At 56.4% G+C, this 21,054-nt stretch carries 21 protein-coding genes; 6 read left to right on the top strand and 15 right to left on the bottom strand.

Annotated features, from left to right (window positions below; genetic code table 11):
- Nucleotides 1–46: 46 nt before the first annotated feature.
- From pabA to ppiA, 3 genes are all read right to left on the bottom strand, one after another.
- Nucleotides 47–610: an aminodeoxychorismate synthase component 2 gene (gene pabA / locus HBA26_RS04980; protein ID WP_041911930.1), complete on the bottom strand. Its 564-nt coding sequence runs from the start codon at nucleotides 608–610 to the stop codon at nucleotides 47–49.
- Between the two features lie 30 nt (nucleotides 611–640).
- Nucleotides 641–1,225 carry a putative adenosine monophosphate-protein transferase Fic gene (locus HBA26_RS04985; RefSeq protein WP_126345929.1) on the bottom strand — a complete coding sequence of 195 codons (585 nt, stop codon included), beginning with the start codon at nucleotides 1,223–1,225 and terminating at the stop codon, nucleotides 641–643.
- 107 nt (nucleotides 1,226–1,332) lie between these two features.
- Nucleotides 1,333–1,905 (bottom strand): peptidylprolyl isomerase A, encoded by a 573-nt coding sequence (gene ppiA / locus HBA26_RS04990; protein ID WP_032644556.1) that lies wholly within the window; start codon nucleotides 1,903–1,905, stop codon nucleotides 1,333–1,335.
- Nucleotides 1,906–2,183: 278 nt separating this feature from the next.
- Here ppiA and tsgA point away from each other — a divergent pair, with 278 nt between their 5' ends.
- The 5 genes from tsgA (at nucleotide 2,184) to HBA26_RS05015 (ending at nucleotide 8,318) form a co-directional block, all read left to right on the top strand.
- Complete coding sequence (gene tsgA, locus HBA26_RS04995) at nucleotides 2,184–3,368, top strand: MFS transporter TsgA (protein WP_045259345.1); 1,185 nt, start codon at nucleotides 2,184–2,186, stop codon at nucleotides 3,366–3,368.
- Nucleotides 3,369–3,627: 259 nt separating this feature from the next.
- A complete protein-coding gene (nirB, locus tag HBA26_RS05000; RefSeq protein ID WP_028014653.1) occupies nucleotides 3,628–6,171 on the top strand; it encodes a nitrite reductase large subunit NirB in 2,544 nt (847 codons plus the stop codon).
- Nucleotides 6,168–6,494, top strand: coding sequence for a nitrite reductase small subunit NirD (gene nirD, locus HBA26_RS05005; protein ID WP_045259347.1), 327 nt, complete (start codon nucleotides 6,168–6,170; stop codon nucleotides 6,492–6,494). Before nirB ends, nirD begins: the two co-directional genes overlap by 4 nt.
- 135 nt (nucleotides 6,495–6,629) lie before the next feature.
- Nucleotides 6,630–8,003, top strand: a complete 1,374-nt coding sequence (gene cysG / locus HBA26_RS05010; protein ID WP_126345931.1) for a siroheme synthase CysG — start codon at nucleotides 6,630–6,632, stop codon at nucleotides 8,001–8,003.
- A 144-nt stretch (nucleotides 8,004–8,147) separates the two neighbouring features.
- Nucleotides 8,148–8,318, top strand: coding sequence for a YhfL family protein (locus tag HBA26_RS05015; protein ID WP_008503029.1), 171 nt, complete (start codon nucleotides 8,148–8,150; stop codon nucleotides 8,316–8,318).
- 72 nt (nucleotides 8,319–8,390) lie between these two features.
- Here HBA26_RS05015 and trpS read toward each other — a convergent pair whose 3' ends face one another.
- The 12 genes from trpS to HBA26_RS05075 form a co-directional block, all read right to left on the bottom strand.
- On the bottom strand, nucleotides 8,391–9,395 hold the full coding sequence (gene trpS, locus HBA26_RS05020; protein ID WP_166720816.1) for a tryptophan--tRNA ligase: 1,005 nt from the start codon (nucleotides 9,393–9,395) through the stop codon (nucleotides 8,391–8,393).
- On the bottom strand, nucleotides 9,388–10,149 hold the full coding sequence (gene gph / locus HBA26_RS05025; protein WP_028014658.1) for a phosphoglycolate phosphatase: 762 nt from the start codon (nucleotides 10,147–10,149) through the stop codon (nucleotides 9,388–9,390). Before gph ends, trpS begins: the two co-directional genes overlap by 8 nt.
- Nucleotides 10,142–10,819, bottom strand: coding sequence for a ribulose-phosphate 3-epimerase (rpe, locus tag HBA26_RS05030; RefSeq protein WP_023333698.1), 678 nt, complete (start codon nucleotides 10,817–10,819; stop codon nucleotides 10,142–10,144). Before rpe ends, gph begins: the two co-directional genes overlap by 8 nt.
- A 41-nt stretch (nucleotides 10,820–10,860) precedes the next feature.
- Nucleotides 10,861–11,673, bottom strand: a complete 813-nt coding sequence (dam, locus tag HBA26_RS05035; protein ID WP_126345932.1) for an adenine-specific DNA-methyltransferase — start codon at nucleotides 11,671–11,673, stop codon at nucleotides 10,861–10,863.
- A gap of 67 nt (nucleotides 11,674–11,740) precedes the next feature.
- Nucleotides 11,741–13,042, bottom strand: a complete 1,302-nt coding sequence (damX, locus tag HBA26_RS05040; protein ID WP_126345933.1) for a cell division protein DamX — start codon at nucleotides 13,040–13,042, stop codon at nucleotides 11,741–11,743.
- Between the two features lie 92 nt (nucleotides 13,043–13,134).
- A complete protein-coding gene (gene aroB / locus HBA26_RS05045; protein WP_041911921.1) occupies nucleotides 13,135–14,223 on the bottom strand; it encodes a 3-dehydroquinate synthase in 1,089 nt (362 codons plus the stop codon).
- Nucleotides 14,224–14,280: 57 nt separating this feature from the next.
- Nucleotides 14,281–14,802 carry a shikimate kinase AroK gene (gene aroK, locus HBA26_RS05050; protein WP_003861630.1) on the bottom strand — a complete coding sequence of 174 codons (522 nt, stop codon included), beginning with the start codon at nucleotides 14,800–14,802 and terminating at the stop codon, nucleotides 14,281–14,283.
- Between the two features lie 286 nt (nucleotides 14,803–15,088).
- Nucleotides 15,089–16,327: a DNA uptake porin HofQ gene (gene hofQ / locus HBA26_RS05055; RefSeq protein ID WP_126345936.1), complete on the bottom strand. Its 1,239-nt coding sequence runs from the start codon at nucleotides 16,325–16,327 to the stop codon at nucleotides 15,089–15,091.
- Entirely contained in the window at nucleotides 16,239–16,643 is a 405-nt protein-coding gene (locus HBA26_RS05060) for a HofP DNA utilization family protein (RefSeq protein WP_126345937.1), read from the bottom strand. Before HBA26_RS05060 ends, hofQ begins: the two co-directional genes overlap by 89 nt.
- Nucleotides 16,633–17,088, bottom strand: a complete 456-nt coding sequence (locus HBA26_RS05065; protein ID WP_164558239.1) for a HofO — start codon at nucleotides 17,086–17,088, stop codon at nucleotides 16,633–16,635. Before HBA26_RS05065 ends, HBA26_RS05060 begins: the two co-directional genes overlap by 11 nt.
- Before the next feature lie 3 nt (nucleotides 17,089–17,091).
- Nucleotides 17,092–17,586: a PilN domain-containing protein gene (locus HBA26_RS05070; RefSeq protein ID WP_047367193.1), complete on the bottom strand. Its 495-nt coding sequence runs from the start codon at nucleotides 17,584–17,586 to the stop codon at nucleotides 17,092–17,094.
- A complete protein-coding gene (locus HBA26_RS05075; protein ID WP_126345938.1) occupies nucleotides 17,583–18,359 on the bottom strand; it encodes a DNA utilization protein HofM in 777 nt (258 codons plus the stop codon). The genes HBA26_RS05070 and HBA26_RS05075 overlap by 4 nt, the downstream gene beginning before the upstream one ends.
- A 120-nt stretch (nucleotides 18,360–18,479) precedes the next feature.
- On the opposite strand from HBA26_RS05075, the gene mrcA reads away from it, so the two are divergent.
- Nucleotides 18,480–21,032: a peptidoglycan glycosyltransferase/peptidoglycan DD-transpeptidase MrcA gene (gene mrcA, locus HBA26_RS05080; protein WP_028014665.1), complete on the top strand. Its 2,553-nt coding sequence runs from the start codon at nucleotides 18,480–18,482 to the stop codon at nucleotides 21,030–21,032.
- The last annotated feature ends 22 nt before the right edge of the window (nucleotides 21,033–21,054 follow it).

The following is a 21,054-nucleotide window of genomic DNA, read 5'->3' on the forward strand; positions in this document are numbered from 1 at the left end:
ATAATCACAAAATATGCATAAAAACTCACAACAAGGCAACAGATATTCAGCGATTGAGGAAATTTGCCAGCAGGGCGTGCCCCTGCTCGCTGAGGATACTTTCAGGGTGGAACTGGACGCCTTCGAGATCCCACTCGCGGTGGCGAATCCCCATGATCTCCTGCGTATCGCTCCAGGCGGTCACGTCGAAGCAGTCGGGCAGCGTCGGTGGGTCAATCACCAGCGAATGGTAGCGCGTCACGGTTAGCGGGTTATTGAGCCCTGTGAATACGCCCGTGCCGGTGTGGGTGACCGGCGAGGTTTTGCCGTGCATCACTTTCGCGGCACGCACGATGGTAGCCCCAAATGCCTGGGCAATCGCCTGATGACCGAGACAGACGCCCAAGATCGGCAGCCTGCCGGCATAGTGGTGAATAACCTCCAGAGAAATGCCCGATTCCGACGGCGTACACGGTCCCGGCGAAATGACAATTTTCTGCGGAGCCAGCGCCTCAATATCAGACAGGCTGAGTTCGTCGTTGCGGCGGACAACCACCTCTGCACCCAGTTCACAAAAATACTGGTAAAGGTTCCAGGTGAAGGAATCGTAGTTATCAATCAGCAGAATCATGGCGGCTCCCGAAAAAAATGCCGCCCTATTCTACTCAGATTCCCGCGCTTCGCTCACTACTTTGGTAAAGATAGCGCTTAGCGCGGTCAAATCGCCCGTGGCCCCGCTTCGGTTCGCCGCCACCCACTGCTCGGGATCAATATCCCGCCAGTCCAGCGCGTAATTCGCGTGGATGGCCAGCTGCTCAAAGAAGACGCGCTGAGCTATGCCATTACCGCGCATAAAGGGATGCAGCATGTTGATTTCACAGTAGTAATGGCTCACTTTTTCAACAAACGCCGCTTTTTCAAGACCCACAAGATACTTATCACTTTCTAGCGCTGCCATCAGTTCGTTACCCATCGTCTCGATGTACTCAAAATGGCAGAAGGGAATGTCACCCTTAAAAATATCGTCGGTACGGAATTCGCCTGCCTGCTTCATCTCTCTGTGATACAGATGGCGATGAATGAGGCACAGATGCGGTAGCCCGGGCGCTGAGGGCCCAAGCTCCAGCGTCTCAATGCCGGGCTCTGAAGGACCATTACCTTTTTCAAGGAGACAACTGGCCTGAAAATTGACGTTACGCTGTTGCTCCCAGAGACGGGATTTTTGCTTATCGGTGAGTTTTTTCACTTAACGCCTCCCTGAATAGTCCGTTTGCCACAAGTATAAGCAGCAAAACGCGCTTTCGCAGGGAGGGCTGAAAGACACGGGCAGGATATGCCCGTGTGGGAGAACGATTACGGCAGCACTTTCGCGGAGAGAATCACCACTGGCTTAGACGGCACATTCTGGTATGGACCGACATCGTGGGTCTGAACCTGAGAGATTTTGTCCGCCACGTCCATCCCTTTCACAATTTTACCGAAGACCGCATAGCCGAAGTCGCGCTGGCCGTGGTCGAGGAAAGCGTTATCCGCCACGTTGAGGAAGAACTGGCTGGTGGCGCTGTCTTTATCCGCCGTGCGCGCCATGGAGATGGTGCCGCGCTTGTTCAGCAGGCCGTTGTCCGCTTCGTTTTTGATGGGTGGGTTAGGCTGTTTCTGCTGCATCTGCTCGTTGAAGCCGCCGCCCTGAATCATGAAGCCAGGGATCACGCGGTGGAAGGTGGTGTTGTTATAGAAACCACTGTTCACATAGTCGAGGAAGTTTTTCACAGAAACCGGAGCTTTCTGGCTATTTAGTTCCAGCTCAATGTTCCCGGCAGAGGTGGTCAGCAGAACGTGAGGGTCCCCTTTGGCTGCCAGCGCAGCAGGGGAAACGGCAGAAAGAGCAAACACAGCTGCGACAGCCGCCAGTGTTGATTTGAGCATGAGAATTCCTTAACAAAGCGCAGTATAAAAAGCGAATGGCTTGATTCTAAAGAGCAGTATGAACCGAGACCAGCCTTTTACCTAATTTTACGAAATTGAAACAATTATTACTGCGCAAACGATTGGTTATACCGCCATTTAGTGTGACTTAGATCACACTAAAACCTGCAATGGCATATTCATTTCCCTTAAAAGATAGGAATAGATCACTTTAGCGACTAAAATCTGCCCGCTCTCAGCGCCCTTCCGGCGCTTTTCTTTTTCTGAACAGGCCAGACATGACTAACAGCAATCGCATCAAGCTCACATGGATAAGCTTCTTCTCCTACGCCCTGACCGGCGCGTTGGTGATCGTCACCGGGATGGTGATGGGAAATATCGCAGACTACTTCCAGCTGCCCGTTTCCAGCATGAGTAACACCTTCACCTTCCTCAACGCGGGGATCCTGATCTCAATTTTCCTGAATGCCTGGCTGATGGAAATTGTCCCGCTGAAAACCCAGCTGCGCTTCGGCTTCGTGCTGATGGTTGCCGCCGTGGCGGGCCTGATGTTGAGCCACAGCATCGCCCTATTCTCCGCCGCCATGTTCGTGCTGGGCCTGGTCAGCGGGATCACGATGTCGATCGGTACGTTCCTTATTACGCACATGTATGAAGGCCGCCAGCGCGGCGCGCGCCTGCTGTTTACCGACTCCTTCTTCAGCATGGCCGGGATGATTTTCCCGATGGTCGCCGCGTATCTGCTCGCGCGCAGCATTGAATGGTACTGGGTATACGCCTGTATCGGTCTGGTCTATGTCGCGATCTTCATTCTGACCTTCGGCTGTGACTTCCCGGTGCTGGGCAAAAAAGCGCAGACCACCTCAGAGCCGGTGGCGAAAGAAAAATGGGGTATTGGCGTGCTGTTCCTCTCCATTGCCGCCCTGTGCTACATCCTCGGTCAGTTGGGCTTTATCTCGTGGGTACCTGAATACGCTAAAGGTCTGGGCATGAGCCTGAACGACGCGGGCAAACTGGTGAGCGATTTCTGGATGTCTTACATGTTCGGCATGTGGGCCTTTAGCTTCATCCTGCGCTTCTTCGACCTGCAACGTATTCTGACCGTCCTGGCGGGTCTGGCGACCGTGCTGATGTATCTGTTCATCAACGGTGCCCCGGAGCATATGCCATGGTTCATCCTGACCCTGGGCTTCTTCTCCAGCGCGATTTACACCTCAATCATCACCCTGGGCTCCCTGCAGACCAAAGTGGCTTCGCCAAAGCTGGTGAACTTCGTGCTGACCTGCGGCACCATCGGCACCATGCTGACCTTCGTGGTCACGGGCCCGATTGTGGCGCACAGCGGCCCGCTGGCCGCGCTGCACACCGCTAACGGTCTGTATGCCGTGGTGTTTATCATGTGTTTCATTCTGGGCTTCGTGACCCGTCACCGCCAGCACAATACGGCAACGGCTACCCACTAATCGTCAAAACCCCTTTGCGTTCTGCAAAGGGGTTTTACCCTGCTTACCCGCTCTGACTGCCGATTCGTAAAAAACCCCTCAAATTTGTGCGAAAAACAAGCAAGCACAAAAATCAAACAATATCCGTTACTTATAAAAAACCTGACAAATCATAGATATACCCACTAAGGGGTAGGTGAAGGCGTATTTGATTTGCATCAATAAGTGCCCCTGCTGAATCGTTAAGGTAGGCAGTAATAGAAAAGAAATCGAGGCAAAAATGAGCAAAGTCAGACTCGCTATCATCGGTAACGGCATGGTCGGCCACCGCTTTATTGAGGATCTTCTCGATAAAGCCGATGCTGACCAGTTCGATATTACCGTGTTCTGTGAAGAACCCCGCAAGGCGTACGACCGTGTGCACTTGTCTTCCTACTTCTCTCACCATACCGCCGAAGAGCTCTCTCTGGTGCGCGAAGGTTTCTACGAGAAGCATGGCGTAAAAGTGCTGGTGGGCGAACGCGCTATCACCATCAACCGTCAGGAGAAAGTGATCCACTCCAGCGCCGGGCGTACGGTTTTTTACGATAAGCTGATCATGGCGACTGGCTCGTATCCGTGGATCCCGCCGATTAAAGGGTCGGAAACCCAGGATTGCTTCGTTTACCGTACCATTGAAGACCTCAACGCCATTGAATCCTGCGCACGTCGAAGCAAACGCGGTGCGGTTGTTGGCGGTGGCCTGCTGGGCCTGGAAGCGGCAGGCGCGCTGAAAAACCTCGGCGTTGAAACCCACGTTATCGAATTTGCCCCGATGCTGATGGCGGAACAGCTGGACCACATGGGCGGCGACCAGCTGCGTCGTAAAATCGAAAGCATGGGTGTGAAGGTTCACACCAGCAAGAACACCAAAGAGATCGTGCAGGAAGGCACAGAGGCGCGTAAAACCATGCGCTTTGCCGACGGCAGCGAGCTGGAAGTGGACTTCATCGTCTTCTCCACCGGTATTCGTCCGCGCGACAAGCTCGCCACGCAGTGCGGCCTGGCCGTAGCCCAGCGCGGCGGGATCATGATTAACGATACCTGCCAGACCTCCGATCCGGATATCTACGCCATCGGCGAGTGCGCCAGCTGGAATAACCGGGTATACGGTCTGGTGGCGCCAGGATACAAAATGGCGCAGGTCGCCGTGGACCATATCCTCGGCAGCGAAAACGCCTTCACCGGCGCAGACATGAGCGCGAAGCTGAAGCTGCTGGGCGTGGATGTAGGCGGTATCGGCGATGCGCATGGCCGCACCCCGAACTCCCGCAGCTACGTCTATCTGGACGAAAGCAAAGAGGTCTACAAACGCCTTATCGTCAGCCAGGACAACAAAACCCTGCTCGGTGCGGTGCTGGTGGGCGATACCAGCGACTTCGGTAACCTGCTCCAGCTGGTGCTGAACGCCATTGAGCTGCCGGAAAACCCGGACGCGCTGATCCTGCCGGCGCACGCCTCCAGCGGTAAACCATCTATCGGCGTAGATAAACTGCCGGACAGCGCGCAGATTTGCTCCTGCTTCGACGTCACCAAAGGCATGCTGATCTCCGCCATCAACAAAGGCTGCCACACCGTTGCGGCGCTGAAGGCCGAGACCAAAGCCGGTACCGGCTGCGGCGGCTGTATTCCACTGGTGACTCAGGTGCTGAACGCTGAACTGGCGAAACAGGGCATCGAAGTGAACAACAACCTGTGCGAGCACTTCGCCTACTCTCGCCAGGAGCTGTACCATCTGATCCGCGTGGAAGGCATCAAGTCCTTCGACGAACTGCTGGAGAAACACGGCCAGGGTTACGGCTGTGAAGTGTGTAAGCCGACCGTCGGTTCCCTGCTCGCGTCCTGCTGGAATGAGTACGTGCTCAAACCAGAACACACGCCGCTGCAGGACACCAACGATAACTTCCTGGCGAACATCCAGAAAGACGGTACTTACTCCGTCATTCCGCGTTCCGCCGGTGGCGAAATCACCCCGGAAGGGCTGGTCGCCGTGGGCCGTATCGCCCGTGAGTTTAATCTGTACACCAAAATCACCGGTTCCCAGCGTATCGGCCTGTTTGGCGCGCAGAAGGATGACCTGCCGGAAATCTGGCGTCAGTTGATTGAAGCGGGCTTCGAAACCGGTCACGCGTATGCCAAAGCGCTGCGTATGGCGAAAACCTGCGTGGGCAGCACCTGGTGCCGCTACGGCGTGGGCGACAGCGTGGGATTCGGCGTCGAGCTGGAAAACCGCTACAAAGGCATCCGTACCCCACACAAAATGAAGTTCGGCGTCTCCGGCTGTACCCGTGAATGTGCGGAAGCGCAGGGTAAAGACGTAGGGATCATCGCCACCGAGAAAGGCTGGAACCTGTACGTGTGCGGCAATGGCGGGATGAAACCACGCCACGCCGACCTGCTGGCGGCGGATCTCGATCGCGACACGCTGATCCAGTATCTCGACCGCTTCATGATGTTCTACATTCGTACCGCCGATAAGCTGACCCGTACCGCGTCCTGGCTGGATAATCTCGAAGGCGGTATCGACTACCTGAAGTCGGTCATCATTGACGACAAGCTGGGTCTGAACGAACAGCTTGAGTCCGAGATGGCTCGCCTGCGCGAGGCGGTGATCTGCGAGTGGACCGAAACCGTCAACACCCCGGCGGCGCAGACGCGCTTCAAACACTTTATCAACAGCACCCAGCGCGACCCGAACGTGCAGGTGGTGCCGGAGCGCGAACAGCATCGTCCTGCAACCCCGTATGAACGCATTCCGGTGATGCTGGTGGAGGAAAACGCATGAGCCAGTGGGTAAACATCTGCAACATTAACGACATTCTGCCAGCAACCGGCGTCTGTGCTTTGCTGGGTAACGAGCAGGTAGCTATTTTCCGCCCTCGCCACGATGAACAGGTCTTTGCCATCAGCAATATCGATCCGTTCTTTGAAGCCAGCGTGCTCTCACGCGGTCTGATTGCTGAACATCAGGGTGAGCTGTGGGTCGCCAGCCCGCTGAAAAAGCAGCGTTTCCGCTTAACCGACGGGCACTGCATGGAAGATGAAAGCTTCTCCGTGAAGCACTACGACGCCCGCGTGAAGGACGGCAAGGTGCAGCTCAAAGCGTAACCCTCCGCCTTTCCAATAGGAAAGGCTTATGACCCCTTATGGGTAACGGCAGGAAAAACCGTATGTTCTGTACGATTCCTGCTGTTATCCTGACGTCAATTCTTACCCCCTCCTTGAATGCTGTGAGGTAACGTCGTGGACCACCTGCCGATTTTCTGTCAATTACGCCATCGCGACTGCCTGCTTGTAGGCGGCGGCGATGTGGCTGAACGTAAAGCGCGCCTGTTGCTGGATGCTGGAGCCCGACTGACCGTCAATGCCCTCACCTTCGCTCCGCAGTTTGACGTCTGGGCTCAGGAAGGGATGCTCACGCTGGTGCAGGGGGAGTTTGATGAGTCCCTGCTGGATACCTGCTGGCTGACGATTGCCGCGACGGATGACGATGAAGTGAACCAGCGCGTCAGCGACGCCTGCGAAGCGCGCCGGATCTTCTGCAACGTGGTGGATGCGCCGAAAGAGGCCAGCTTTATCATGCCGTCGATTATCGACCGTTCACCGCTGATGATCGCGGTGTCTTCCGGCGGCCGCTCGCCCGTACTTGCCCGCCTGCTGCGGGAAAAACTGGAAGCTATTTTGCCGCAGCATCTCGGCCAGATAGCCCACTACGCCGGGCAGCTTCGCTCCCGCGTGAAGCAAACCTTCTCAACCGTGGGTGAGCGTCGTCGCTTCTGGGAGAAATTTTTCGTTAACGACAGGCTGGCGCAGTCGCTGGCGAATCAGGACGCGAAAGCGGTTGAAGAGACGACCGAGCAGCTGCTGAGCGAGCCACTGGATCACCGTGGTGAAGTGGTGCTGGTCGGGGCTGGTCCGGGAGATGCGGGTTTACTGACCCTGAAAGGGCTCCAGCAGATCCAGCAGGCGGATATCGTGGTGTATGACCGCCTGGTCTCCGATGACATCATGAACCTGGTGCGCCGCGACGCCGACCGCGTCTTCGTCGGTAAACGGGCAGGCTACCACTGCGTGCCGCAGGAGGAGATTAATCAGATCCTGCTGCGTGAAGCGCAAAAGGGAAAACGCGTGGTGCGCCTTAAGGGCGGCGATCCGTTTATCTTTGGTCGCGGCGGTGAAGAGCTGGAAACCCTGTGCAACGCGGGTATTCCGTTCTCCGTGGTGCCGGGCATAACGGCGGCATCCGGCTGTTCAGCCTACTCAGGCATTCCGTTGACCCATCGCGACTACGCTCAGAGCGTGCGTCTGGTCACGGGCCACCTGAAAACCGGCAGCGAGCTGGACTGGCATAACCTGGCCGCTGAAAAGCAGACGCTGGTGTTCTACATGGGGCTGAACCAGGCCGCCACCATCCAGGCGAAACTGCTGGAACACGGCATGGAGCCTGATATGCCCGTTGCGCTGGTGGAAAACGGGACGTCAATCAAGCAGCGCGTGGTGAATGGCGCGCTGACGCAGCTCGGTGAGCTGGCGCAGCAGGTCGAAAGCCCGGCGCTGATTGTGGTGGGTCGCGTGGTTGAACTGCGCGATAAGCTGAACTGGTTCTCGAATCACTAACGCATATTGTCCCTCCTTCGAGTAGTCCTTAAGCGGACTACTCCCTTCATACCTCAGTCGATAACATACCGCCCGCATAGTGGAACTTTTCCATTTATTCCCTCGTGTTACATCCAATTTAAGATTTTTAGACAAGGAATGCGTATGTTCAAGCTGGCAAAAGCCGCCGTTCTGGTTGGCCTGTTATCGACTCTGACCGCCTGCACCGGTCACGTTCAAAATACTAAAAATAACTGCAGCTACGATTACCTGCTGCACCCGGCGATCTCCATTTCGAAGATCATCGGCGGTTGCGGCCCGGCGGCACAGCAGTAAGCGTTTTTCAGGCGTAAAAAAACCGGGGATTTCCCGGTTTTTTTATTGAGTCCGTATTTGTCGGGTGGCGGCTTAAGGTTTCGCCACAAACCCAATCGCCTCGTACACCGCTTTCAGGGTTTCGGACGCGCGCGCGCTGGCTTTTTCCGCACCGTCTTTCATCACCTTATGCAGGAAGGCTTCGTCGTTACGGTAGCGGTTGTAGCGCTCCTGCAGCTCGGTCAGCATGCCGGAAACGGCCTCTGCCACTTCACCCTTCAGGTGGCCGTACATCTTGCCTTCGAAGTGTTTTTCCAGCTCGGGAATGCTCTGGCCGGTCACGCCGGAGAGAATGTCCAGCAGGTTGGAGACGCCCGCTTTGTTCTGCACGTCGTAGCGCACCACAGGCGGCTCGTCGGAGTCGGTGACCGCGCGCTTGAGCTTTTTCACCACCGATTTCGGATCTTCCAGCAGGCCGATAACGTTGTTGCGGTTATCGTCAGACTTGGACATCTTCTTGGTTGGCTCCAGCAGCGACATCACGCGCGCGCCGGATTTCGGAATAAACGGCTCTGGCACTTTGAATACGTCGCCGTAAAGCGCGTTAAAGCGCTGGGCGATATCACGGCTCAGCTCCAGATGCTGCTTCTGGTCTTCACCCACCGGCACCTGGTTGGTCTGGTACAGCAGGATGTCGGCCGCCATCAACACCGGATAGTCGAACAGGCCAGCGTTGATGTTTTCAGAGTAGCGGGCAGACTTATCCTTGAACTGGGTCATGCGGCTCAGCTCGCCGAAATAGGTATAGCAGTTCAGCGCCCAGCCCAGCTGCGCATGCTCCGGCACGTGAGACTGAACGAAAATGGTGCTCTTTTCAGGATCGATACCGCAGGCCAGATAGAGGGCCAGGGTGTCCAGGGTGGCTTTGCGCAGCTTCTCAGGATCCTGACGCGCGGTGATAGCATGCAAATCTACGATGCAGTAAATGCAATGGTAGTCATCCTGCATGCTGACCCACTGACGCAACGCACCCATGTAGTTACCAATGGTCAATTCACCTGAAGGCTGTGCGCCACTAAAAACGATGGGCTTAGTCATTATTCAATTCCTGATGTTCACTGTGCGAAAGCCCGAGTGCGGGCAACAAATCTTTGAAGTGGTCGAACACAACATCCGGCTCACTCAGCGTAATGGCCTCACCGTAGTTGTAGCCATAGGTTAAACCGACGGAAGGACACCCCGCCGCTCGGGCAGCCAGAATATCATTACGCGAATCCCCGACAAAGAGCAGCTCCGCAGGCGTTAAGGATAATTTTCCTGCCACCAGCAACAGCGGCTCCGGATGCGGCTTTTTGTTCTGCACGTCATCCCCGCCTACAATCACGGAGAAATATTTCGCGATATTGAGCGCCTCCAGCAGCGGCGCAACAAACGGCGTCGGCTTGTTGGTCACCAGTCCCAGCGGGATGCCTTTCGCGTGCAGCGCGCTCAGGGTTTCCTGGACGTCCGGGAAAAGGAAGCTCCCCTCCTCGACGGTCTCTTCGTAGAAGCGATCGAACAGCTTGCGCAGAATACGCAGCTGCTCATCCTGCGGGATATCGGCGTGATCGACGCTTGGTTTCCCCTGCGCGGAACGCTGCGACGCGCGTTCCTGACGAGCCCACGTCAACGCGCGCTCCATCAGGACATCGGCACCGTTGCCAATCCACGTAATCACACGATCTTCGCCCGCAACGGGCAGTTCCAGTGCATACAGCGCCTGATCGACGGCGCTCGTTAAGCCCGGCGCGCTGTCCACCAGCGTGCCGTCGAGGTCGAATGCCACACCCCGAATTGCCTGCAATTTATCCATGACTTACCTTCGCCAGCTCGCGGCGCATTTCATCAATGACTTTTTTGTAATCCGGTTGGTCGAAAATTGCCGAACCTGCAACGAACATATCCGCGCCCGCTGCCGCAATTTCGCCAATATTATTCACTTTCACACCGCCGTCCACTTCCAGACGAATATCATAGCCAGACTCGTCAATGCGACGGCGCACTTCGCGCAGCTTATCCAGCGTGTGAGGGATGAACGACTGGCCGCCAAAGCCCGGGTTAACGGACATCAGCAAAATCACGTCCAGCTTGTCCATCACGTAATCGAGATAGCTCAACGGTGTTGCCGGGTTAAACACCAGCCCCGCCTTACAGCCGTTCTCTTTGATCAGCTGCAGCGTGCGGTCAACATGCTCGGAGGCTTCCGGATGGAAAGTGATAATGCTGGCGCCCGCTGCGGCGAAGTCAGGCACGATGCGGTCGACAGGCTTCACCATCAGGTGAACGTCGATCGGTGCGGTAATGCCGTAGTTACGCAGGGCCTTGAGCACCATCGGACCGATGGTCAGATTGGGAACGTAGTGGTTATCCATAACGTCGAAATGGACGACATCTGCGCCAGCTGCGAGAGCTTCCGCTGTGTCTTCACCCAGGCGGGCAAAATCGGCCGACAGAATTGAGGGGGCAATCAAAAACTGTTTCATCCGCATCTCCTTGAAATGTGTTTACCGGCGGGCAAAACGGCTCAGGGGCGATAAAGAGCCAGGAGTTCGTCCACCTTTTTACGTGTGCCGCCGTTGCTGCTAATGCTACGCCGCACCTTAACCTGAAAATGCTTCGCGGCTTTGTACCATTCGCGCGTATCAGGGGTATCGTGATTTGAAATTAACACCGGAATTCTTTTGCTGACCAGTTTTTCCGCCATCTCCGCCAGGCGGGCCTGTTCGGCCGGGCTGAAGCTATTGGTGTGGTAGGCGGTGAAGTTCGCCGTCGCAGACAGCGGCGCATAAGGCGGATCGCAGTAGACCACCGAGTTTACGCCTGCCAGTTCCATGCACTCTTCATAGGATAGGCAGTGGAACTCTGCATTCTGCGCTTTCTTCGCAAAATGATACAGCTCGTCCTGCGGGAAGTACGGGCGCTTATAACGACCAAACGGCACGTTAAATTCGCCGCGCAGATTATACCGGCACAGGCCGTTGTAACCATGACGGTTGAGGTAAAGGAACAGCAGCGCGCGGCGGAACGGATCCTGGCTCTGATTAAATTCCGTGCGGAACTGATAGTAAACGTCAGGGTTGTTGTTCTCTGGCGTAAACAGCTTGCGCGCCTCTTCCACATACTCATCGGTACGCAGCTTAACGATGTTATAAAGGCTGATAAGGTCGCTGTTGATATCCGCCAGGATATAACGAGAAAAATCGGTGTTCAGGAACACCGATCCCGCACCCACGAAGGGCTCGATAAGACACTCGCCTTTTGGCAGGTGCTTTTTAATATCATCGAGCAGGGGGTATTTCCCCCCTGCCCATTTCAGAAAAGCGCGATTTTTTTTCATGCTGACTAACTGATTACACCTTCTCCGGCTGTGGAGAAAGCTCCGACAGCATCCTGCGCTTTAAACATTACTTCAGATCGGCCTGCACCTGATGAATCGGCTTCGCCCACGGGTTTTTCGCCTGAACGTCTGCTGGCAGTGTCGCCACGGCGCGCTTCGCTTCATCTTTGGAAGCATACACACCGCTCACCAGCACGTACCACGGCTGTCCGTTACGGGTTGTCTGATAAACCACATAGTTTTTCAGATTCGATTTCTTCGCCCAGCCGTTGAGGTTGTCATAGTTAGACGAACTGCTCAACTGCAGCGTGTAGTTGCTGGACGGTGCAGATTTCAGCGAACCGACGTTGCCAGCTGTTTTACCTGCTGCAGCACTGGAAGCCGTCGCCGTTGCGGCAGGCGCAGCGGTGGCAGCAGGTGCCGTTGTGGTTGCCGTCGCTTTCGGCGCAGTCTGCGTGACTGGCGCTTTGGCCGGCTCGCTCACGGCAGCCGTTTCAGAGCGTTTCGGCTGTGCCGGTGCGGCTTTCACTTCAGGCGCTTTTACCACGGCCTGAGGCTTGGTTTCACGCTTAGGCTCAATGACCGCCTGCTTACGTTCAGGACGCGTCGCAGTTTGCGTCTGGCGCGGTTTAGTTTCCGTTGCTGCCGTCTGCGGCTGCGCGGTAGCACCGTGGATCGGCGCGACGGTTGCAGGTTCAGTTGGCAGCGTAGAGTTAACCACAACGTTATCAACCTGCTGCTGGTTTTGCGGCTGCATCAGCGCATTGTTCAGGTCTCCCTGAACTTCAACACGCTGCTGGCCTTCGGGCGTGACAGGTGCCTGGCCCTGAGCAGGCGTTGATGAAACGGGCGGCAGAGAAACATCCTGCGGCTTCGTTGTGTTGCTGGCAGTCTGCTCAGCGGAAGTGGTGCCCGGCGCTGGCTGTGCACCATTCGCCTGATCCGTCGCATCATTACCGGAGAGGTTGATGCTCTTCTCTGCGGAGGCGGTTTGTTCGGTAGAGTTGGTGGACGGTGCTTTCAGCGCAGAGCCAATGCCAACAATCAGCAGCACAAGCACCAGAACGCCAAGTCCCATCATGATGTACTGACGGGAGGCCGGTTTCTGCGCAGCGGCTTTTTTACGTTTACGCGGGCGACGCTCTACAGGCTGTTCGTCCATTGAATCTTCTTCGGACTCATAATCCTCTTCTTCTCGCTCATCACGCGCGTTGCGGCTGCGCGAAGGGCGACGATCGTCTGCATCCAGATCAACATCGTCAAAGTTGATCTGCGGCTCGTTATCACGTTCTGAAGATTGACGAGAACGACCAGTACGACGATCGCTGGGATCGGGTTTCAGCTCGTCTTCTGGTTTGAATTCATCCATTTAACACCCCACTCAAAGGCTTATGCCTACGTCTTTGCATTTCGCCTGAAGCTAAACGACCACCGATAACAGTGGCCTGACCTTTCTAGTTGTTACGCCTGCTGGCAATCAGCAATGGCGCCAAGAACGACATCGTGCGACACTCCGCCGCGCACTTCACTCTTCCCTATTGCAAGCGGGAGTACAAGACGCATCTCACCTGCCAATACTTTTTTATCGCGCATCATGTGGGGTAAATACGCCTGCGCCGACATCTCCTGCGGCCCGGTTACCGGCAAACCTGCACGTTCAAGTAGCGCAATGATACGTGCCGTCTCTTCCGGTTTAAACTGCCCAAGACGTTCAGAGGTGCGGGCTGCCATGACCATGCCAGCCGCGACGGCTTCACCGTGCAGCCAGTTGCCGTAACCCATTTCGGCTTCAATGGCGTGGCCAAACGTATGCCCAAGATTCAGTAAAGCACGTAAGCCGGTTTCACGCTCGTCTGCCGCGACAACTTCTGCTTTCAGCTCACAACAACGACGAATGCAGTATGCCAGTTTCGCCTCATCCAGGCGCAGCAGCGCATCCATATTCTCTTCAAGCCAGTTAAAGAACTCGCCATCCAGAATAATGCCGTATTTGATCACTTCAGCCAGGCCAGAGGCCAGCTCGCGTTTCGGCAGGGTTTTCAGACAGTCGAGATCCACCACCACCGACGCAGGCTGGTAGAACGCGCCAATCATGTTTTTGCCGAGGGGATGGTTGACTGCCGTTTTGCCACCGACAGAGGAGTCGACCTGAGACAGCAACGTGGTCGGGATTTGAATAAAACGGACGCCACGCTGATAGCTTGCGGCCGCAAAGCCGGTCAGATCGCCCACAACACCGCCGCCCAGGGCAAGCAGTGTTGTATCGCGACCGTGCGGTTTTTGCAGCAATGCGGTAAAGACGGTATCGAGTACCGTCAGGCTTTTATACTGCTCGCCATCGGGCAGAATCACACTGTCGACTTTTACGCCTGCCTGCTCAAGCAGGTGGCGCACGCGGTCGAGATAAAGCGGAGCCAGCGTCTCATTGGTGACCAGCATCGCCTGATCACCCGCTTTTAGTGGTAAAAAGGAAGCTGGGTCGTTAAACAAACCAGCCGCGATGGTGATAGGGTAACTACGTTCCCCGAGAGTAACTGTAATCCTCTCCATGACGCGACATCCACCTTTAATGCTTTTACCCGCAGGCGAGTGTATTTAAAGCCAGAATCAGTTGCTTTCCAGCATATGAATAATCTGGTTTGCAACCACTTTAGCGCTCTGATCGTCAGTACGAATGGTCACATCGGCAATCTCTTCATACAGCGGATTGCGTTCGTCGGCCAACGCTTCCAGAACTTCGCGTGGTGGCGTTTCAACCTGCAGCAGCGGGCGCTTTTTATCGCGCTGCGTACGTGCCAGCTGTTTCTCAATGGTCGTCTCAAGATAGACCACTACGCCACGGGCGGAGAGACGGTTGCGGGTTTCGCGAGATTTCACAGAGCCGCCGCCTGTTGCCAGTACGATGCCCTGTTTTTCCGTGAGTTCGTTGATCACTTTTTCTTCTCGGTCACGGAAACCTTCTTCGCCTTCTACATCGAAAACCCAGCCCACATCAGCTCCGGTTCGTTTCTCAATCTCTTGATCAGAATCGTAAAATTCCATATTGAGTTGTTGAGCTAACTGACGCCCAATAGTGCTTTTGCCGGCACCCATAGGCCCAACCAGAAAGATATTGCGTTTCTCTGCCATTTTATCGGTACTACTAAGACTATTCGTTAATGGTAATCCCCGCTTCGCAGACACCCGGCGTAGCAGGACATGAACTGAAACCTCATATGCAATAGAGCGAGAGTCAGACTAAAAATTATCTCAATACTCCGGCTTGTTTGGCAACTGATTAAATCACCGCACCGGACGCATAAGGTAATAAGACGTAAGTCCAACTCAAATCGGTACTCCTTGTATGCTAATTCATGCCCCACGTCAAACATCTGCAACAAACTGAATGCAAAATCATTGCGGGGATCGTTACCCGTTAGTGAATACCGACCAGACGTGGCGTAATAAACACCACTAACTCACGCCGCTCATTATCTTTTCCATCATGGCGAAAAAGCTGTCCGAGCCAGGGGATGCTCCCAAGCCCGGGCACGCTGTCACTGCCGGTTTTGTTCTTTTGCGAGAAAATTCCCCCCAGCGCCAACGTTTCTCCACTTTTTACCTCCACCTGGGTTTCTATCTCTTGCTTATCGATGGCAAGCGTTTCGCCATCGGCCTGCTGCAGCACCTGTCCCGGCATGTTTTCACTGATGTGTAGCTTCAGGCGCACGCGCCCACCGGGCAATACTACCGGCGTGACCTCCATTCCGAGTACCGCCTCTTTGAACTCCACCGAGGTCGCCCCGCTTTCACCGCTTGAAACCTGATACGGGATCTCACTCCCCTGCTTAATGCTGGCCGGTTGCATGTGCGAGGCCAGCAGCCGCGGGCTGGCAATGATATCGACCTGCTGTTTTTGCTCCAGCGCAGAGAGTTCCAGATCCAGCAGCCTGCCGTTAATCCGCCCGATGTTAAACCCCACATGCGTGGTAGCACTGGCCACGGAAAGATCGCTGCCAAGCGTCGTGAGCTGTCCAACCTTGCCCGCCTCAGTGGCCTCGGCAAGGTTCCACTTCACCCCCAACTCTCGCAGGCTTTTTTCATTAATGGTGACAATGTGCGCCGCCAGTTCGACCTGCTCGACGGGAATATCCATCTGAGCCGCCCACTGCTGCAGCGCCTCCAGTACCACCTGGTTATCCCTGATGAGCAGACGGTTGGTGCGTTTGTCGACAGATAAACTCCCCTTTGGGCTCAGGAGCTTTTCAGCCGCTTTTTGCAGTTCTCCGGCATCCGCATAAGAAAATGGGATGCTGTGCGAGACCAGCGGAGCATCAAGCTGTCGACGCGCTCGCTCCTGCTCTAAACGTTCCCGCTGTTCACGCTGCCAGGCCGCGGTATGGACATAATAAATACCGCCCTCCTCTCGTAAAACGAGTCCGGCGCTGGTGACTACCGTCTGTAACGCCTGCCGCCAGGGAACGCGCGTCAGGTTAAGCGAGAGCGTGCCGCCGACATCCGGCGATACCACCAGATTACGGTTCTCCTGCGCAACCAGCGCCTGTAGCACCTGAACCACCGGCACGTCATCCACCACCAGCGTGACCGGCTTTGGCGCGGCGGCCCACAGCGGGCGGCTGAACGCCAGCAGCAACAGCACTATCCTTAACTTCATTTTTATCCTTTCCTTCTCGTTGCCACGCCCATTCTTCGGGATCGCATGTGTCACCCACATCAACAACCAGTTCCGTTTCATTGATGGCCGTTATCCGCCAGCCCGCCGGGAAACGATCATGCTCTTTCAGACGATGCCAGCGCCGTTGCCCATCCAGCAAAATACCAACGCGCTGCTGCCCTCCCACCATTCCGCGGTATTGCCACTGTGCCAGCTCGGCTGTGGCGCAGGGGTCGTCCGGCGGGCGAAACGGATCGCGCATGCCGGTCAACAGCAGCGCCGAGCAAACCAGCAGGTATCTCGCGCTATTTCGCATGTTCCAGCTCCAGCCTCAGGCGTAACGCCGTACTTTGTGGCGCAAGCGTAAAAGCAGCGACCCGCACATCCCGCTGCGCCAGCCGGGAAAAAAGAGGCGGGATCGCCTGCCACTCCGCCTCCAGCGCCAGTTCACCGCCGTTTTGCAACGGCTTCCAGTGAAGGAGCCTTGTACCCTCCCCCTGAAAATCGAGCGGTGAAAAGGGCTTTATCTCCAGTGCCGTCCGGGTTTGCGGGCTAAACGGCACCTGACTGGCGGTGGGCCACAGCGACGCGTTAGTCCTCGCCGCCTGGCTCAACTGCTGCCGCTGATCCGCACACTGCCTCTCTGCTGGCCGGAGCAATACACCCCATGCTGTCAGGCCCATCAGGAGAATACCCAGCCCCCCGCAGACCAGCCGACACCAGGGACGACTTTCACACCAGCGTTCTAGCAAGGTCTCCACGCATTACCCCTCGCTTTTCAGGTGCAGAGTGAACATCCAGCGCCCCTGGCTATCCTGCCGGAGTTCCCCCTCAGAACCGGGCGTAAAGCCGTCTATGTGCTCCAGCCCATTACGCAAGGCAGAAAGTGCCTGCAGGGTAGTGGCATATCCGATCAACATCAGAGCAGGAGGCTGATAACGCAGCTCTGTCAGCCATACCTGCGCAGGCATGGCCTCAGAAAGTGACTCCAGCACCGGTTGCCATGCGCGGCGTTGCGGCGTGCCCGCAGGGTTCTGCACCTCTGCGGTGGGTCGCTGGCGAGACACAAGACCACGCTGCACGGACTGCGTACCCGCCAGTTGAGCCTGCAGCGCGCGCAGCGTTACCAGATGATTCATCCTTACGCTAAAAACGGTCACCAGCATGAGCAGCAATGCGCCGACAAATACGCCGCCCCAGAAACGCAGGCATCGCGCGCGCCGCTGCTGACGCCAGGGCAGGAAGTTGGTCACGTTCATTCAGGCACCTCGCTCATGGCCAGCGCCAGCGCGACGGTATAGTCAGCCCCGCATTCGGGAAGAGGCGCATGCCAGCGCTGCAGCGTTTCCCATGGGGTTCGTTCGGCATCAAAGAACGCGATGTCATTCTGGTTGAGGGCCAGCAGCGCCGCCAGCTCAGTGACGTTTTCTGCTTCAGTGGTATAACGACGCCCCCACTGATGGCGCATAGCCCACAGCCAGTGATGCGCATCTCGCCAGGCGACGCACAGCGTCGGCGCTACCGCAGGCAGCAGGTTCGTCAGCGCGCTGGCATCCGGGGTGATGGTCGCCAGCCGCAAACGTAGCGTTTTCGCCAGATCAAGAAGCGTTTCAACCTCTTTGTTTTGTGCAGCAGTCACGTGAAACGTATTGCTGAAGGTGTCCTGGGTGTAGTCGAAACAGAGGGACTCTGTCGACATCTCCAGTTCGCGCGAAAACGCCGCCCCCATCCACGAGAGCTGCTCGCTGTCGCGCAATGCAAGAGCCGGTCGGGGCAACGTTTTTTGCAGAGTCCGTGCAGCAGGAAAGGAGAGAAATACCCGATGGTAGTGCGGGAGCGCTTTTCGCCAGTCGCGTAAGGCATCGGCCAGCGCTTCTGGCTGACAAATTTTGCCGTCACGAATGATGCCTTCGGCCAGAGAAATGGCCCACCAGCGGCGTAAGCACCAGCCGCCTCTCTCCCGGACCAGTGCCGTAATCAGGACCTTATCCTGTTGAATATGAACGCCCGTTTGCCATGTTTTGAAAGCCATGCTTCACGATCTCCTTATCGCCCGTCGCCTTGACGGCTATATCAATGAATCAGGCTTGCCTTTATACTACCGCGCGATTGTTTAGAAACTGCCCAAGTGAAACCAAATGGGAAATCTCCGGTGAAGTTCGTAAAGTATTTATTCATCCTTGCAGTCTGTTGCATTCTGCTGGGAGCAGGCTCGATTTACGGTTTGTACAAATATATTGAGCCACAGCTACCTGATGTCGCCACGCTCCGCGATGTGCGTCTCCAGATCCCAATGCAGGTCTATAGCGCCGATGGCGAGCTGATGGCGCAGTATGGCGAGAAGCGTCGTATCCCGCTGACCTTAAACCAAATTCCCCCCGTGATGGTGAAAGCTTTTATCGCCACGGAGGACAGCCGTTTCTACGAGCACCACGGTGTCGATCCGGTCGGGATTTTCCGTGCCGCAAGCATTGCGTTGTTCTCCGGTCACGCCTCCCAGGGGGCGAGCACCATTACGCAACAGCTGGCGCGTAACTTCTTCCTCAGCCCTGAAAAGACGCTGACGCGTAAGATCAAAGAGGTGTTCCTGGCGATCCGTATTGAGCAACTGCTGAACAAGGACGAGATCCTTGAGCTGTACCTCAATAAAATCTACCTGGGCTACCGTGCCTATGGCGTGGGGGCAGCCGCGCAGGTGTACTTCGGTAAGCCTGTTGAACAGCTCACCCTAAGCGAAATGGCAACCATTGCCGGTCTGCCAAAAGCGCCGTCCACGTTTAACCCGCTTTACTCGCTCGATCGCGCTACCTCACGTCGTAATGTCGTCCTGTCACGTATGCTGAGTGAAGGCTATATCAGCCAGAGCGAGTACGACCAGGCGCGTAACGACGTCATTGACGCCAATTATCACGCCCCTGAGATCGCCTTCTCTGCCCCTTATCTGACCGAAATGGTGCGCCAGGAGATGGTGAGTCGTTATGGCGACAAGGCCTATGAAGATGGCTATCGCGTGTACACCACCGTTACCCGTAAAGTGCAGCAGGCGGCTCAGGACGCGGTGCGCAATAACGTGATGGACTACGATATGCGTCACGGCTATCGCGGACCGTCGAACGTGCTCTGGAAAGTGGGCGAAAGCGCATGGGACAGCAAAAAAATCACCAGCACGCTGAAAGCGCTGCCAACCTATGGTCCGCTCCTTCCAGCCGTAGTGACGCAGGCCGATCCTCAGGAAGCCGTTGCGACGCTGGCGGACGGCACGTCCGTCTCCCTGCGCATGGACGGTATTCGCTGGGCGCGTCCATACCGTTCGGACACCCTGCAGGGGCCAACGCCGCGCAAGGTGACCGACGTGGTACAGGCCGGGCAGCAGATTTGGGTGCGCAAGTCAGGCGATGCCTGGTGGCTGGCGCAGGTACCGGATGTGAACTCGGCTCTGGTCTCCATCAACCCACAGAACGGGGCGGTAATGGCGCTGGTCGGCGGGTTCGATTTCAACCAGAGCAAATTTAACCGCGCCACGCAGGCGCTGCGTCAGGTGGGTTCCAACATCAAGCCGTTCCTCTACACGGCTGCGATGGATAAGGGACTAACGCTTGCCAGCATCCTAAACGACGTGCCGATCTCCCGCTGGGATGCCGGTGCCGGTTCCGACTGGCAGCCGAAGAACTCTCCTGCGGAGTATGCCGGTCCTATTCGTCTTCGCCAGGGTCTGGGGCAGTCGAAAAACGTGGTGATGGTGCGTGCCATGCGCGCGATGGGCGTCGACTATGCAGCAGAGTACCTGCAGCGCTTCGGCTTCCCGGCGCAGAACATCGTTCGCACCGAGTCGCTGGCGTTGGGCTCAGCCTCCTTTACGCCGCTTCAGGTCGCCCGCGGATACTCGGTGATGGCCAACGGCGGCTTCCTGGTTGACCCGTACTTCATCAGCAAAATCGAGAACGACCAGGGCGGCGTGCTGTTTGAAGCGAAGCCGAAAATTGCCTGCCCTGAATGTGATATTCCGGTCATTTACGGCAATACGCCGAAATCCGAGGTGCTCGAAAACAAAGACATGGAAGACCCTGCCGTTTCTCAGGAGCAGCCAAATATCGTCTTGCCGCAGCCGCAGCTGGAGCAGGCTAACCAGTCGCTGGTGGCGCAAACCGGCGCGCAGGAGTATGCCCCGCACGTGATCAACACGCCGCTGGCGTTCCTGATCAAGAGCGCGCTGAACACCAACATCTTCGGTGAACCCGGCTGGCAGGGTACCGGCTGGCGAGCAGGGCGCGATCTGCAGCGCCATGATATCGGCGGTAAAACCGGGACAACTAACAGCTCGAAAGATGCGTGGTTCTCCGGCTATGGGCCGGGCGTGGTGACGTCAGTCTGGATCGGTTTCGACGATCATCGCCGTGATTTAGGCCGTACCACGGCATCCGGCGCGATTAAAGATCAGATTTCCGGCTACGAAGGCGGCGCCAAAAGCGCGCAGCCGGCCTGGGATGCCTACATGAAATCCGTTCTTGAAGGCGTGCCGGAGCAGCCGCTGACGCCGCCACCGGGCGTGGTGACGGTCAATATTGACCGCAGCACCGGCCAGCTCGCTAACGGCGGTAATAGCCGTGCCGAGTATTTCATCGAAGGTACGCAGCCAACCACACAGGCGGTGCATGAGGTGGGTACAGAGATTATTGATAACGGCGAGACGCACGAGCTGTTTTAAGCATAAAAATGCCCGGTAAAAA

This window comes from Enterobacter sp. 725m/11 (genome assembly GCF_011683705.1).
GTDB classification, from domain to species: domain Bacteria; phylum Pseudomonadota; class Gammaproteobacteria; order Enterobacterales; family Enterobacteriaceae; genus Enterobacter; species Enterobacter bugandensis.

Excerpts from the sequence above, each read along its gene's own strand:
- HBA26_RS05060 (WP_126345937.1), bottom strand. The coding sequence starts at position 16,643 with ATGCGAAATAGCGCGAGATACCTGCTGGTTTGCTCGGCGCTGCTGTTG.
- HBA26_RS05015 (WP_008503029.1), top strand. The coding sequence starts at position 8,148 with ATGTTCAAGCTGGCAAAAGCCGCCGTTCTGGTTGGCCTGTTATCGACT.
- damX (WP_126345933.1), bottom strand. The coding sequence starts at position 13,042 with ATGGATGAATTCAAACCAGAAGACGAGCTGAAACCCGATCCCAGCGAT.
- nirB (WP_028014653.1), top strand. The coding sequence starts at position 3,628 with ATGAGCAAAGTCAGACTCGCTATCATCGGTAACGGCATGGTCGGCCAC.
- rpe (WP_023333698.1), bottom strand. The coding sequence starts at position 10,819 with ATGAAACAGTTTTTGATTGCCCCCTCAATTCTGTCGGCCGATTTTGCC.
- HBA26_RS05075 (WP_126345938.1), bottom strand. The coding sequence starts at position 18,359 with ATGGCTTTCAAAACATGGCAAACGGGCGTTCATATTCAACAGGATAAG.
- aroB (WP_041911921.1), bottom strand. The coding sequence starts at position 14,223 with ATGGAGAGGATTACAGTTACTCTCGGGGAACGTAGTTACCCTATCACC.
- pabA (WP_041911930.1), bottom strand. The coding sequence starts at position 610 with ATGATTCTGCTGATTGATAACTACGATTCCTTCACCTGGAACCTTTAC.
- ppiA (WP_032644556.1), bottom strand. The coding sequence starts at position 1,905 with ATGCTCAAATCAACACTGGCGGCTGTCGCAGCTGTGTTTGCTCTTTCT.
- hofQ (WP_126345936.1), bottom strand. The coding sequence starts at position 16,327 with ATGAAGTTAAGGATAGTGCTGTTGCTGCTGGCGTTCAGCCGCCCGCTG.
- HBA26_RS05070 (WP_047367193.1), bottom strand. The coding sequence starts at position 17,586 with ATGAACGTGACCAACTTCCTGCCCTGGCGTCAGCAGCGGCGCGCGCGA.
- aroK (WP_003861630.1), bottom strand. The coding sequence starts at position 14,802 with ATGGCAGAGAAACGCAATATCTTTCTGGTTGGGCCTATGGGTGCCGGC.
- tsgA (WP_045259345.1), top strand. The coding sequence starts at position 2,184 with ATGACTAACAGCAATCGCATCAAGCTCACATGGATAAGCTTCTTCTCC.
- gph (WP_028014658.1), bottom strand. The coding sequence starts at position 10,149 with ATGGATAAATTGCAGGCAATTCGGGGTGTGGCATTCGACCTCGACGGC.
- dam (WP_126345932.1), bottom strand. The coding sequence starts at position 11,673 with ATGAAAAAAAATCGCGCTTTTCTGAAATGGGCAGGGGGGAAATACCCC.
- nirD (WP_045259347.1), top strand. The coding sequence starts at position 6,168 with ATGAGCCAGTGGGTAAACATCTGCAACATTAACGACATTCTGCCAGCA.
- trpS (WP_166720816.1), bottom strand. The coding sequence starts at position 9,395 with ATGACTAAGCCCATCGTTTTTAGTGGCGCACAGCCTTCAGGTGAATTG.